The organism is Pseudomonas sp. FBCC-B35, assembly GCF_059133755.1.
Genome location: NZ_CP101439.1, coordinates 1,907,825 through 1,921,296 on the forward strand (window position 1 = coordinate 1,907,825; position 13,472 = coordinate 1,921,296).

9 protein-coding genes are annotated in these 13,472 nt (G+C 61.9%); 5 read left to right on the forward strand and 4 right to left on the reverse strand.

The window, feature by feature from the left end; all coding sequences use genetic code 11:
• The first annotated feature begins 153 nt into the window (after positions 1-153).
• The 3 genes from NMB38_RS08780 to NMB38_RS08790 all read left to right on the forward strand — a co-directional run bounded on the left by NMB38_RS08780 (position 154) and on the right by NMB38_RS08790 (position 7,836).
• A complete protein-coding gene (locus NMB38_RS08780; RefSeq protein ID WP_125921978.1) occupies positions 154-2,514 on the forward strand; it encodes a DNA polymerase II in 2,361 nt (786 codons plus the stop codon).
• 82 nt (positions 2,515-2,596) lie between these two features.
• Positions 2,597-7,075 carry an NEL-type E3 ubiquitin ligase domain-containing protein gene (locus NMB38_RS08785; protein ID WP_165919252.1) on the forward strand — a complete coding sequence of 1,493 codons (4,479 nt, stop codon included), beginning with the start codon at positions 2,597-2,599 and terminating at the stop codon, positions 7,073-7,075.
• Positions 7,076-7,284: 209 nt separating this feature from the next.
• On the forward strand, positions 7,285-7,836 hold the full coding sequence (locus NMB38_RS08790; protein WP_088522988.1) for a DUF4174 domain-containing protein: 552 nt from the start codon (positions 7,285-7,287) through the stop codon (positions 7,834-7,836).
• Between the two features lie 67 nt (positions 7,837-7,903).
• On the opposite strand, the gene NMB38_RS08795 is transcribed toward NMB38_RS08790, so the two are convergent.
• The 3 genes from NMB38_RS08795 to NMB38_RS08805 form a co-directional block, all read right to left on the reverse strand.
• Positions 7,904-9,241, reverse strand: a complete 1,338-nt coding sequence (locus tag NMB38_RS08795; protein ID WP_088522987.1) for an MFS transporter — start codon at positions 9,239-9,241, stop codon at positions 7,904-7,906.
• Between the two features lie 158 nt (positions 9,242-9,399).
• Positions 9,400-10,965: a sensor domain-containing diguanylate cyclase gene (locus NMB38_RS08800; RefSeq protein WP_027914660.1), complete on the reverse strand. Its 1,566-nt coding sequence runs from the start codon at positions 10,963-10,965 to the stop codon at positions 9,400-9,402.
• Positions 10,966-11,039: 74 nt separating this feature from the next.
• Positions 11,040-11,519, reverse strand: coding sequence for a hypothetical protein (locus tag NMB38_RS08805; RefSeq protein ID WP_027914661.1), 480 nt, complete (start codon positions 11,517-11,519; stop codon positions 11,040-11,042).
• Positions 11,520-11,646: 127 nt separating this feature from the next.
• On the opposite strand from NMB38_RS08805, the gene NMB38_RS08810 reads away from it, so the two are divergent.
• Both NMB38_RS08810 and NMB38_RS08815 read left to right on the forward strand, forming a co-directional pair.
• The gene (locus NMB38_RS08810) at positions 11,647-12,144 is read left to right on the forward strand and encodes a GNAT family N-acetyltransferase (RefSeq protein ID WP_027914662.1); all 498 of its coding nucleotides are present in this window, start codon (positions 11,647-11,649) and stop codon (positions 12,142-12,144) included.
• A 122-nt stretch (positions 12,145-12,266) separates the two neighbouring features.
• Positions 12,267-12,587, forward strand: coding sequence for a hypothetical protein (locus NMB38_RS08815; protein WP_027914663.1), 321 nt, complete (start codon positions 12,267-12,269; stop codon positions 12,585-12,587).
• A 105-nt stretch (positions 12,588-12,692) separates the two neighbouring features.
• Here NMB38_RS08815 and NMB38_RS08820 read toward each other — a convergent pair whose 3' ends face one another.
• A complete protein-coding gene (locus NMB38_RS08820) occupies positions 12,693-13,472 on the reverse strand; it encodes an ABC transporter ATP-binding protein (RefSeq protein WP_033736756.1) in 780 nt (259 codons plus the stop codon).

The window sequence follows — 13,472 nt, forward strand, 5'->3', positions numbered from 1 at the left end:
CCGCACAGGGTAAGCGCGACCCGTCCACCGACGGTGGAGGTTAGACGCTGGGGCTTGGTTGCCGGCGCAATCATGTCGTCTCGCAGGCAAGGCCAGGTGCGCCTGGAGCGACCCGTTACATTCGTCATCATCAACAACGCAGAGGGCGCGGCGGTGGATTTGCAGCAGGGCTTCGTCCTGACCCGGCACTGGTACGACACGCAGGCAGGTACGTGCGTGGAGCTGTGGCTGGCTACCGATCAGGGCCCCCGGCAAGTGCGACTGGCGCCCCAGATCAATGTGGCGTTCGTCCCTCAGGCGCAACAAGCGCACGCGCAACGGTTGCTGGCCGACGAGCCGGATGCAGAGCTGCGCCCGCTTGGATTGAAGACATTCGATCAACGCCCAGTAATGGGCCTGTACTGCCGTCAATACCGGCAATTGCTTCAGGTAGAACAACGGCTGCGCGCCGCAGGTATCGACGTCTACGAGGCCGATGTCAGGCCACCGGAGCGCTACCTCATGGAGCGTTTCATTACGGCCCCCGTGCAGTTCGCTGGACGCCTGGATGAGCAGGGCGTGCTCTGCGATGCCCAGCTCAAGCCGCACGGCAGCTACCGTCCATCGCTGCGCGTGGTGTCGCTGGACATCGAAACCACCGAGCGGGGCGAGTTGTACAGCATCGCCCTGGAAGGCTGTGGGCAGCGCCAGGTGTACATGCTCGGCCCACCCAACGGTGACCCTCGCGAAGTTGACTTCGACCTGCACTACTGCGCCGATCGCAGTGCGTTGCTGCACTGCCTGAACCACTGGATAGCGCGCCACGACCCGGACGCGATCATCGGCTGGAACGTGGTGCAGTTCGACCTGCGCCTGCTGCATGAACACGGCAAGCAGCTGCAAGTACCCATGCACCTGGGCAGGGGGGGAGCGGCCATGACCCTGCGCGCGTCAGGTAGTGGTGGCCATGTCTTCATTGATGTGCCCGGCAGATTGGTGATCGACGGCGTCGAAGCGCTGCGCTCGGCAACGTGGAGTTTTCCATCGTTCAGTCTTGAAAATGTCGCGCGAACCCTCTTGGGTGACGGCAAGGCCATCAGTACGCCCTACCAGCGCATGGATGAAATCAATCGCATGTTCGCCGAGGACAAGCCTGCGCTGGCGCGCTACAACCTGAAGGACTGTGAACTGGTCACACGCATCTTTGTCCACACCAGGTTGCTGGAGTTTCTGCTTGAGCGCGCGTCGGTCACGGGCCTGGCGGCAGACCGCAGCGGTGGCTCGGTGGCCGCCTTCTGCCACTTGTACATGCCTCACATGCACCGCCAAGGCTACGTCGCGCCCAACCTGGGCAGCCGCCCCGACGAAGCCAGTCCCGGCGGTTTCGTCATGGATTCACGACCTGGGCTGTACGATTCGGTACTGGTGCTGGACTACAAGAGCTTGTACCCCTCGATCATCCGCACATTCCTGATTGACCCTGTCGGCCTCGCCGAGGGGCTGCAACAGCCAGATGACACAAACGCGGTCGAAGGCTTCAGAGGGGCGCGTTTCTCACGCACACGTCACTGTCTGCCGGCGATCGTCGAACGTGTGTGGCGCGCCAGGGAACACGCCAAGCAGGATCGCAATGCGCCATTGTCCCAGGCGCTGAAAATCATCATGAATGCCTTCTACGGGGTGTTGGGCTCAAGTGGCTGCCGGTTTTTCGATGCGCGACTGGCCTCATCGATCACCTTGCGCGGGCACCAGATCATGCGCCAGACCCGCGCCCTGGTCGAAGCCCGCGGGTATGACGTGATCTATGGCGATACGGATTCGACATTCGTCTGGCTCAAGACCGGCCATGATGAGGCGGCGGCCGAGCAGATCGGCAATGCACTGGTGCGCGAGGTGAATCAATGGTGGCGCGAACACCTGCGCCAGACGCTCGGCCTGGAGAGTGCGCTTGAGTTGCAGTTCGAGACCCATTACCGGCGTTTTCTCATGCCCACCATACGCGGCACCGAGGAGGGCAGCAAAAAGCGCTATGCCGGCCTTGTTCAGCGTGCCGATGGCACTGAAGACATGGTCTTCAAAGGGCTGGAATCGGTACGCACCGATTGGTCGCTGCTGGCCAGGACCTTCCAACAGCAGCTCTACCGACGCATTTTTCGCGGCGAGCCTTATCGCGAATTCGTTCGCGAGTACGTCGGCCAGATGCTCGCTGGAGAGCACGACGCTTCGCTTGTATATCGCAAACGCCTGCGCCGCCCGCTGGCGGAGTATCAGCGTAACGTGCCACCGCATGTGCGGGCCGCACGGCTTGCCGATGACTATAACCGGGAACTGGGTCGCTCGCTCCAGTACCAGCGCGGAGGCTGGATCAGCTACCTCATGACCACTGCCGGGCCCCAGCCGTTGGAGAATCGTCGTGCCCCCATCGACTATGACCATTATCTGTCACGCCAGCTGCAGCCGGTCGCCGATGCGATTCTTCCCTTTGTGGGTGATCGCTTTTCTACGTTGATCGATGACCAGATGCTGCTGTTTTGATCGTGAGGTAGTACCCCGTCGCCGCAGGTATGTTTGTCGTCTCGCTAACCTCCCGTGCAAAATCACTTCACGGGAGCAACTGATGGACACCGCACTCACTGATCAACAGCTGGCGGAGCAGGCCTGCCAGGATGGCCTGATCGCTGCTCGCTTGCCGGCCTGGCTCAAAAAGCTCGATAAGGCATTCATTGCCCAGGCAGGGCAAGCGCTGAACAGCAGCCTGAAATGCCGCCAGCGTCTGGCCGCGCGGTGGGGATTGATCGAAGGTATCGAGGCATTCGCCAAGCCCCTGCTGGAAAAATCCCTGAGCGCTCGTTTCGGTATCACCCAGGGCGTGGACCAGTTGTGGTTTCGCAATGCTTACGAGGTACCGCTCGCCACTTACTTCCCGATACGGGTGCCCTTGTACGAACGCCACTACTACCAGATACCGCTGCTTGAAGCCGTCTTGCGAAATTTTACCGCTGAACAGACGCAGCCCCAGGTCTTGCCGCCGATGGCTGGCGTGTTCGACGCGGCAGGTAACTCGGTGCCCAGGCTTAGCGCCGCTCGGTTTGCCCAGTTGACCCGGGAACTGGATCTGGGTGGGCTCTATCAACAACACTTGTCTGCCCATCTAGCGTCGGCCTCCATGCAAGCGTTACTGGGTGAGCTGAACCGGCACGAAATGGTGCTTGATGCATTCAAGGCCGATGCCCAGGGCGTGTTCGCTCCCGGCGAGCTCGAACTGTTGGTCGATTTGTGGCAAAGCGGCAGGCTGGGACGCCTGCACGGCGATCGAGTGCTTCCTAAAAGCTTGCAGATTATGGATTGTCCATTGCAGCAGATTCTGGTGCTGGATGTGCGGGACGAATCGTTGGCACCTTTCTACACGTCGAGCAAGCGTGTGCTGGTGTATATCCCGGGTGACCCGTTTGGAGCCTGGAGCACAGCCGATAATCTGGAACGCTTTGAACGCGCTGTGCTCAACGCACGCTTGCGCCAGCCTGCCTATCAGCAGTTTTTTGCGCGTTTCATTCGACGTCGTGATAGCCAACGATTCTTCAGCCAGCTCGCGTCGGCTTTCTATGAAGACATACCGATCTGGGCAACAGCTGACCTGTACCCGGTAGCAAGCGCCTTGTCGGAGCCTGTGTTCGAAACCCTCGCCCGCAGCCGCGTTGCACACGTAATGGACGATGCCGCAACGCTGGCGCCTCCGGTCAACGCGTTGGATCGGGCCATTGGGCGCGCGCATGAGAAACGCCTGGCAGTCGAGGGCTGGACGTTGCTGGGGCTGGCCAGTTTCTGGCTACCTGGGTTGGGCCTGGTATTGCTTGCCGTGACTGCCTGGGAGTTGATGAAGGAGGTGTATCACGGGGTAGACACTTGGCACGAAGGCGAGACGGAGCAGGCTATGGACCATATGACCCATGTGGCCGCTCAAGTTGCATTGATTGGAGTTACCGCGGGAGCGGGTTATGGTTTGGCCCAGGTGTGGAAACGCTCGACGTGGGTAGATGGTCTGGTCCAGTCCAACGTTGAGGATGGGGGCGCGCGCCTGTGGTCCGAGGACCTGGCGCCCTTTCGAAGCTCCCCGCCACCTGTTGAAGCGGTGGCAGATCATGAGGGGATCAGCCGCCAGGATAGCCGCGCATGGATCCGCATGGACGGCCACACCTACCCGGTGCAGCAACGCACGACGGACGAGCAGTGGCAACTGGTGCCGCGCGAGGGTGTAGGTCCTCTTTTACAGCACAACGGTGCAGGTGCGTGGCGGTTGTGGAGTGAGTCTCCCCTGGATTGGTCGACCAGCCATTACCTGTTCAGGCGCCTGGGCGAGCCGATGGCTGAACTTGACGACACGCGAATCGAGCAGGTCATGGCCATTCACGCGCTCGACGATGACCAGCTACGCGGTTTGCATTTTCGCGGCGCCGACCTCTTGCCAGCGCTGATCGATACCAGCCGCCGTGCGCATCTTGCTCAGCGTACCGAGAACCTGCTGATGCAGTTGCGCACTGGTGTTGTAATCGAAGATCAGAGGCTGCTTGCGCAGGTTGTGCAGCTGACCGGTGGCGAGGGCCTGTCTTCTTCGGATCTGGCGGCGCAGCTCGATGTACGACGGTACGAGGTCATGCAGCACCTGCTTGATCAGCAAATGTCTCCTTCCAGTCAGGATATCCAGGCTTTGCAGTGCGTATTCCCACGCTTGTACCCCAGTGCGGCACAGGCGCTGCTGGCCAATGCGAGCAGTGTCGACCTGCAACGTCTGCGTCGGACGGGTCGCGTGCCATTGCAACTGGCCGAAGCTGCCCGTGAGCGCAGCTCGCACATTCGTGTGCAGCGCGCCCTCGAAGGCCTGTACTTGCGGACGTCGCAGGATACGGACTTGGCCAAGCTGGTCCTGAAATTGCTCGACTATCGAGTTGGAGGCATCGGTAATGTGCGGTGGCGCCTGTTGAGTGCGCAGTTCAACGGCGTGCAACTGACCAGTGCCGGAGAAGGGGATGTCGAGCTACAGCTGTTCCATGACACCCAAGGCTTCAGCGTAAGAAACGCCTTTTCGCAGGAGATCTGCCCTCCCGGGGACCTGTTCGAGGTCATCGTGAATGCCTACGATCAGGCCCAACTGACAACCATGGGGCTGCATGCGCCTTTCGCCGAAAGTTTGCGCCAGGAAGTCGCTGCGCTTGCCCAGGTTCACCGGGCAGCGCTGCCTGAGCTCCTGGGCATCGCGACTCGCGGCCGCTGGCAATTGCCCACCCGCTTGGCCGACGGCCGCGTGGGTTACGTGCTCAGTGGACGTGGAGGGCGCAGGCCCAACCCCTATCTGCGAAGGCTGAGGTTCCTGTACCCCACCTACACCGATAATCAACTCGACGAGTGGCTGACTGATGCGCGTTCGGCAGCAGGAGGCATCGAGGCGCGGCTGCAGTGCCTGGAGGATCAGTACCGGACGCTCAACATGCATTTGCGTACGTGGGCCAGGCAAGGCTCAAGTCATGCCGAGCGTCAACGTCGCCGGACGCTGGGAAGAGCCTTGCGCAATTGCTGGCAGCACGTGCTCGATGAGGGCATGCACGGCGACAGTCTGATTCTTGCCTATCGTTGGGACATGATCGGCATTCACACCGAAAGTCTACCGGAGCTGCCGCCCCAGATACGGTTCGATCATGTGTATTCGCTGTCGCTGCGCGACGCCAGCATCCGCTACCTGCCTGAAAGCTTTCTGGGTGCGTTTACCAGTGTCCGGTCGCTCGAGCTTCCCGATAACCAGATCTCTCGGATCCCCCAGGCGCTCTTGCAGATGGAACATCTGTGGACGCTGAACTTGGCGCACAACCAAGTGGTGCTGGACGCGGGGCAGGCAACCATTCTCGGTAGCTGCAGCCATTTGCGTTACCTGGACCTCTCACGCAACCCGTTGGGCAGGCCCTTTTCGGTGGGCGGGCTGACATGCCTGCACGAGTTGCGTATAGCAGGCGCCGGCCTGCGCAGCTTGCCTTACCAACTGCTCGAGAGCACTTCGCTGCGAGTGGTCGACTTGCGCGACAACCTGCTTACGGCGTTGCCTGAAGACTTCTATGAATCGCGCCTGTGGGTGGAGGGGGAGGTCCACCTGGGCGGTAATCCGCTGTCGGCTGTTGAGCGCGAACGGCTGGAGCAAGCGTTACTCACAGCGGCTACCCGCGCCCGTGATCGAGCGATGGTACTGGTGCGGCTGAACTGGATGGATGCGATCGGCCTGGCCCAGCGCACGGAACTGGGCACCTGCTGGGAACACCTGCAGGCCATGGAGGGCAGCGGCGAGTTCTTCGGTCTGCTCGAACGCCTGATGGAAACAGCGGATTTTCAGCACCGCACAGGCGCGCGCTATCTTGCCGGCCGAGTCCTGACATTGTTGGGGGCCATGCGTGATTCGAGCGACTTGAGGATGGCGATGTTCAGCGACGCTGAGCAACTGACCTGTCAGGACAGCGTGGCATTGCGTTTCAGCGATCTGGAAGTGCGCCTGCGGGTCTGGCAGGCCGAAGTCCAAGCGCAGCAAGGTGAACGAGAGCAGGTGCTGTTGCACCTAGGGCGGCAGCTGTGGCGTTTGGATGAAGTCGAGCGTGTGGCCATGGACGACGTGCGCTGGCGACAGGCCGATGGTGCCGATCCTGACGAGATCGAGGTGGTGCTGGCTTACCGCCTGGCGCTACGCGAGCGCCTTGACTTGCCCATTTTCACCAGCGGCATGTCATTCAGGGCGGTGGCCGGGGTCACCGAGACGCATATCGAAGGAGCAGCCAGGCGCGTGTTGCAAGCAGAAACCAGCGAGCAACTGGCCAACTCCCTGTTGGACAGGGAATTCTGGTGCAGTCACGTGCGCCGCTTGCATGCACAACGTTTCGACGAGATGAACGCACCTTTTCATGCACGGCTGGAGGCTGTGCAAGAGGCTGCTGATCTGAGCGAACAGCAGGTGTTACAGCAGACGGAAGAAATTTCGCAGCAACGCCAGGCGGCCGAACGGGCGCTTCTGCTGGACATCACGCGTCAGGCGCTGGACAGCGCGGCCGAGCCCCTTCAACCCTAGGAACAGGAGCGCCGTCGTGCCGGAGCAGGGTGAGCGTGTTGAGCTATGCTCGTAGGCATGCACGAGCCATGTAAGGCGCCACATGGCAGGGTGACACCTCCAGTTACTTTTGAGTTGCGCCTTGCCGGGTGGGTTGGTTTAGGCTCCTGCGTCGGATCTTTCTCCAAGGTCCGTAGTCTTTGTTTGATCGAGAGAATAAGGAGATGCGCATGCTTGTCCGGTCATTGACCCTCGCCGCCCTGCTCGCCGCCGTGAGCCCGGCTTTTGCGGCCGACAGTAGTGGGCCATTGGCCCAGGAGCTGGGCAAGGCAAGGCCATTGGTCATCATCGCTCCCAGCAGTGCCGACCCTACCCTCAGGGCCGTGACCAAGGCCATGGAGGATCCGGCTACGCAGGCTGCCTTCAAGGAGCGCAGCGTCGTGCTGTACAGCGTCGCCCAGATGATGGGGAAACGGGACGACAAGAACCTGGAGCAGCAGACCACCATGGCACTGATCCGCGAGCTCAAGCTTGGTGCGAGCAAGGGGACCAAGGTCATCCTCGTTGGCAAGGACGGTGAGCGGCACATGCTCAAGGATGACGACACTGGGGAGGTCCTCGATCCCCAGGCCATCATCAAGGCGGTGGACGATCTACCTGCCAGTGAAAAAGCGGTCAAGGCTTCCGAGCCGGTTGCGACCGCAGTGCAGGAAAAGACCAAGGAAACCAAGCCGGGCAAGGCCGCCAAGCCCACCTCACCGCCCAAGCCCTTGGAAGACTGAGCCTCTAGTCGAGCCCTTTCATGGAAGACCGGGTGCCATGCAGGGCTGCCAGCGCAGCCCTCACGGTTCAGGTCGTGGATTGTCCTGCGCTGCCAGTTTCGGCCAGGGATGGGTCATCGTGCAGCGATATCCGCGAGGTTTCCGGCAACGCCAGCCCGCCCACTAGCGCTATCAAGGCAATGACGACCAGATAGAAAGCTGGCGCCAGACTGCTGCCTGTCTGCCCGATCAGCCAGGTCGCGACCAGTGGGGCGGTGCCGCCGAACAGGGTGTAGGCAACGTTGTAGGTGATGGCCGACGCGGTATAGCGTGTACGTGTCGGGAAACTTTCCGATAGCAGGGCAGCGGTTACCACGCCGCTGGACAACGCGCCTACCGCCAGCAGCACGACACCGAGCAAGGCGCCGAACATCGCCCCCGAGCTGGCCAGCCAGTAGGCTGGGAACACGCACACCATCACCCACAAGCAGGTGAAGCCAATGGTCTTGCGCCGCCCGATCCGATCCGACACAGCGCCGGCAACCGGGCAGCCAGCGGCGGCGAACAGCAGCGCGACAGTGGTCACCAGCAGCGACTGGGCGCGAGTCAGGTTGCCCACCAATTGCAGGTAGGTGGCGAAGTAGGTGGTGAACATGTAGAACGACAGTGCAGTAAGGGAGATGAACGCGCCCAGGTTGCGTATCGCTCGTCCATGGTGGCGCAAGGTCTGCTTGAGGGGCGAATGCTCATGTTCCTTGCCCTGAGCCAGTGCGTCACGGAAGGCTGGCGTTTCTTCCATGCGCCAGCGCAGGTACAAACCGACCAAGCCCAGTGGTGCGGCGATCAGAAAGGGTACGCGCCAGCCCCAGGTGGCCATGGCTTCTGTGGTCAGGCTTGCTTCCAGGCCGTAGGCGATCACGGCAGCGCAGGCAAAGGCCGAGAACGTCGAGACCGGCACGAAGCTGCCATAGAACGCGCGCTTGTCGTTTGGTGCATGCTCCATCAGGTAAGCACAGGCCCCAGCATATTCACCGCCTGCCGAGAAACCTTGCAGGCAGCGGGCGAGCGTCAAGAGCACGGGGGCTGCCAATCCGATGCTGGCATACGTGGGCAGTAGGCCGATGAGGGTGGTCGAGCCTGCCATCAGCAAGATAGTCAGCGACAGGATACGTTTGCGTCCCAGGCGGTCTCCCAGGGCGCCGAACACGATACCCCCCAGTGGGCGCAGGGCGAACGCCACCGCGAACACGGCGAAGGTCTTGAGCAGGGCGACGCTCGGGTCACCACTGGCGAAGAATTGGCTGGCGATGAGTGTTGCAAGAAAGCCGTAAACGGCGAAATCGAACCATTCGACGAAATTGCCGATGGCCGAAGCGGCGATCACCCTGCGCAGGGTGGCAGGGGATACCTCGTGAAGTGCGGACATGCGGGTGCTCTCCGATTTTCCATTGGCAGCCATGACGAGCGTGGTGCGGTCGAGCCGCGCCATCAGTAGTTATGGTTGTCAGTAGATCGGCCCCGCTTACGAGTCGCTTTGTCGAGGACGACCTTCGGATGCCAGAAACGACCGCGGCGATCGGGGCTTTAGGCCACGACAACGCGATTGCGCCCACCTTGCTTGGCCAGATACAGCGCTCTGTCAGCCGCGGCCAACGTGCCGGCCGCATCGCCTGTGCCCTCCCAGTGCGCCACCCCAAGCGACACAGTCAGGGCGCCCACCGGCGCTACCGGGGTGTCCCCGATGGTCGCGCGCAGGCGCTCGGCCACACTGGCTGCCACAGCTAGATCCGCACCGGGCAAGAGCATCAGAAATTCCTCCCCGCCAGTACGGCACAGCAAGTCGCCTTCCCGGCAGCAACGGCGCATCGAATGGGCCAGTTGTCGCAACACGGCATCGCCGGTGTCGTGCCCGTGGCCGTCGTTGATCCGTTTGAAATGATCCACGTCCATGACGATGGCTGAAAAGCGCCGCCCTTCGGCCTCCAGCAACGACAGGCTGAATTCCAGCCCGCGGCGATTGATCAGCCCTGTCAGGGGGTCGGTCTGGGCTTCGCGGTTCAGGCGGCCAATGCGTTCGTGCAGCAGGTTCAGGCCGAACAACAACGCTCGCTTGAGCTCAGCCGCCTCGAAATACCACGCACGCACCCGATGCAAGTCTTCGGCCGTGTTGGCGCTGTCCATCATCCGTGCACTTGCGGCGAGCTGCCAGAGCGGCCGAGCGATGACCAATGCCAGCCACCAGAGCAGCAGGCTGCCGACCAGCGCCAGTGGCGCTGATGTACCTATCACATTGAGGACCAGGGTATTGAGCGGCGCCACGGTGCGTGACAGTGGTTGCTGGGCGACCACGCCCCAGCGGGCGCTGGGCACGGTGGCGAAGCCTGCGAGCATCTCGACGTTCTGGCTGTTGGTGAGCGCCACGGTGCCGCTGGGCAGTGTTGGCAACTGATCGATCAAAGCATTGCCCTGCACGACAGTACCGACGCGCTGGTTATCAGGGTGATAGAGCAGGCGTCGTTGGTGGTCGACTACATAGAGGTATGAGCCGTCCTTGTAGAAATGCTCGCCCAGCAGGCTGTTGAGGATATTGCGTTCGCGCAGGTAGAGGGTGCCCCCTACGTAGCCCAGGTAACGGCCTTGCTTGTCGATGATCGGCTGCGAGAGCGTGACCACCAGGTTGTTGGCGGCAGAGACGTACGGGGTCGAGACCAGCGCACGCCGCAGGTGCAGCGCTTCGTCGACGCCTGGGGAGCGCATGCGCCCGCCCACCAGGTGCCGTAGCGGCGCAGGGGAAACTGACAACAATGTGCCGTCGGCATCGATCACGAACGTGGAATTGAACGCCATGCTCTGCGCCAGCACGCGGTCTGTTTCAACCTGCAAGGCCACGGCGTCACTCAATTGTCGGCCTTGTACACCTGCGCTGAACTGCAGTTGCTGCAAGGCGTTACCGATGAATGTTTCGGTGATGGTGGCCAACTTGGTGGCGTACACCCGGTTCGCTTCCAGTGCGTGATTGATCAGCAACTGCCGCTGGACGCGGTAGCTGGCAAAATAGCTGGCGCACAGCATCACCAGTGCGGTGAGTGCGCAGAGCACCAGAATGAGCCTGCGCAGGTCCAGTCGCAATCCATGCTTGGTGTTAGGCAATCCTGACCTCGGAATCATCAAATGCGGCGAATGGCAAGGAATGCTCATTGGCAGTCGCGTAGCGCGAGTGTCACTCAGGGGGCGTTTTTTTCAAGCGCCTTGAGTTCAGCCTCCACGTCCTGCATGCGCTGTTCAGCCACCGCCTGTACCTTGGCATCTGCGGCGGTTTGCTGCATCAGTGCCGTGAGTTTTTCACTCAACCGCTTGCCTTGCGGTGTCTTTTCCAAGGCGCGGGCCTTGGCGGGGTCCTGCAAGGCGCCGACGATACTGGCGAATTCGGCATCGGTGAAGTTCTGTTCGCTGTACAAGCGGAACAGGTCCTGACGCTGGTCGTCAACCGTCAGGTGCCGACGCAGGACCTGTTCGATACGGGTCTGGCTCACGTCAGGGTGCTTGCCCGCAAGGAGCACGGCCATGCGCTGAATGTTGTGGTCATAAGCCTCCTGCAGCGGCAACTGGGCAACGATCTGTTCTTCTCGCGAGGGTTTCTGGTCGCATGCCGTGACCGCGGCGGTGAGCGCAAACATGAGCAGCAACTTCGGGAAGCGAGGCATGGCTTGGCCTGAATGGGCTGTGGGGTAGGGCGATTATACGGGTGCGCGCACGTCCGGGACGAGCGTTGCATTTGCCTTGCCGGGCTGGCTGCGGTAGAACCAGGCCTTTGACTGCAACGGTTGCCCCATGCCTGAACTTACCCTGCGCCCCGTGACCCCCGAAAGCCGTGACGAGGTCGTGGCCTTTGTCGAGGCCGCGCGACGGGACTTGTTCCCGATGCTTGCCAAAGCGCCTTTACCTCCCGACCTTGCACAGTTTGATGATGTCTATCTGCAAGGCGCCGGCGCCTTCCTCGAAGCACGGGCGGGCGCAGACCTGGTGGGCGTGATCGGCTACCTGCCCTATGACAACCGCTTTGCGCAGTTCGACTACGGTGACCAGCGTGTGGCCGAGGTCGTGCGCCTGTTCGTGTTGCCTGCCTATCGCCGGCTTGGCGTGGCGGCACGCTTGTTCGGGGCCTTGAAAGCACAGGCGGCAATCGATGAAATCGACCGTTTTTACCTGCACACCCACCCATTTCTGCCGGGCGCCGTCAGCTTCTGGGAGCGGCAGGGCTTCACCCTGCTAGACGTTGAGGACGACCCGATCTGGCAGACGACCCACATGGACCTGCGGCTGCGTTAGGCGCTCGGACATGTCCTACATTGACGCAGGTGTGATGGACCACGCGTTCATTTTCTTACAAGGCAGGTGATGGTTTGCTTCCTCGTGCACGGACTTTTCACAGCCGCAGAGGGAGAGTGACAATGCCGCACATGGCCCTGTACAAACTGAAACTGCTGGATGAATTCGAGGTTCGCACAGACGGTTGGTCGTTCGACGATTTCCAGAACCGCCTGATGGACATCTGGCGTGGCGCCACCCGCCAGGATGCCGCCTGCATCATCAATGCCGCGCACCGAGAGGGCAGGTGGCCCAGGACGGTCAGGCAATACCTGTTGAGTCGCATCAAGGTGGCCGGCCACGTCGAACCGGAGTTGGAAGCCACGTTCATCGAACTGTCTGGCTCGCTCACTGGCCAGGAGCGGGCGCAATGGTGCCGCACGGCGGCCGATACCGTTCACTGACCGCTGACAGGGGCGCGCGGCGGCCTCGCTGTCGCCGCCCGTATTCAACACGCACTACCGTCGGCCTACTCGATGTTCACGATGTGGCGCGTGATACGCAGGCGCTCACGCGCTGCGAAAGCGCAATACCTGAGCGCCGTCCAGCGGGTCGGTGAGCACGTGTGCGTGAACGCCGAAGGTACTCAGCAAGCAAGCGGGCGTGAGCACATCCAGCGGTTTGCCCAGTGCGACCAGTCGCCCGTTGTTCAATACCGCCACACGGTCGCAGGTCAATGCCTGATTGAGGTCATGCAAGGCCACCAAGGTCGTGACCGGCAATGCTTGCACCTGCTGCAACAGGCCCAGTTGATGCTGGATGTCGAGGTGGTTGGTCGGCTCGTCCAGCAATAGCACTGCGGGGCGTTGCGCCAAGGCCCGAGCGATGTGAACGCGCTGGCGCTCGCCACCGGACAACGACCCCCACAGGCGGCTGCGCAAATGCAGTGCATCCACATCAGTCAGCGCATGCTCGACGATGGCCTTGTCGTCCTCACCGAACGGCGCCAAGGCCGATAACCAGGGGATACGGCCCAACGCCACAGCGTCGAAGACTCGAATGGCATCGAGCGTGTCAGCATGCTGCTCGACCAGTGCCAATGACCTTGCCACCGCTCGGCGAGGCAGGCGCGAGAGCGACTTGCCCAGCAGTTGCACGGTGCCAGTGGCCGGCTTACGCAGGCCTGCCAGCACCTTGAGCAGCGACGACTTTCCCGAGCCATTTGGCCCGACGATGGCCAGGGTCTCGCCGACGTGCACCGTCAGGTCGATCCCGTCGAGCACCGGGCGGCCCCCCAGGTGCAGGCTGATGCCCTGGCAGCCCACTGGGGCGAGCTGCATGGGCGCCAT

Excerpts from the sequence above, each read along its gene's own strand:
- NMB38_RS08815 (WP_027914663.1), top strand. The coding sequence starts at position 12,267 with ATGCCGCACATGGCCCTGTACAAACTGAAACTGCTGGATGAATTCGAG.
- NMB38_RS08810 (WP_027914662.1), top strand. The coding sequence starts at position 11,647 with ATGCCTGAACTTACCCTGCGCCCCGTGACCCCCGAAAGCCGTGACGAG.
- NMB38_RS08795 (WP_088522987.1), bottom strand. The coding sequence starts at position 9,241 with ATGTCCGCACTTCACGAGGTATCCCCTGCCACCCTGCGCAGGGTGATC.
- NMB38_RS08805 (WP_027914661.1), bottom strand. The coding sequence starts at position 11,519 with ATGCCTCGCTTCCCGAAGTTGCTGCTCATGTTTGCGCTCACCGCCGCG.
- NMB38_RS08785 (WP_165919252.1), top strand. The coding sequence starts at position 2,597 with ATGGACACCGCACTCACTGATCAACAGCTGGCGGAGCAGGCCTGCCAG.
- NMB38_RS08790 (WP_088522988.1), top strand. The coding sequence starts at position 7,285 with ATGCTTGTCCGGTCATTGACCCTCGCCGCCCTGCTCGCCGCCGTGAGC.
- NMB38_RS08820 (WP_033736756.1), bottom strand. The coding sequence starts at position 13,472 with ATGGCGCCCATGCAGCTCGCCCCAGTGGGCTGCCAGGGCATCAGCCTG.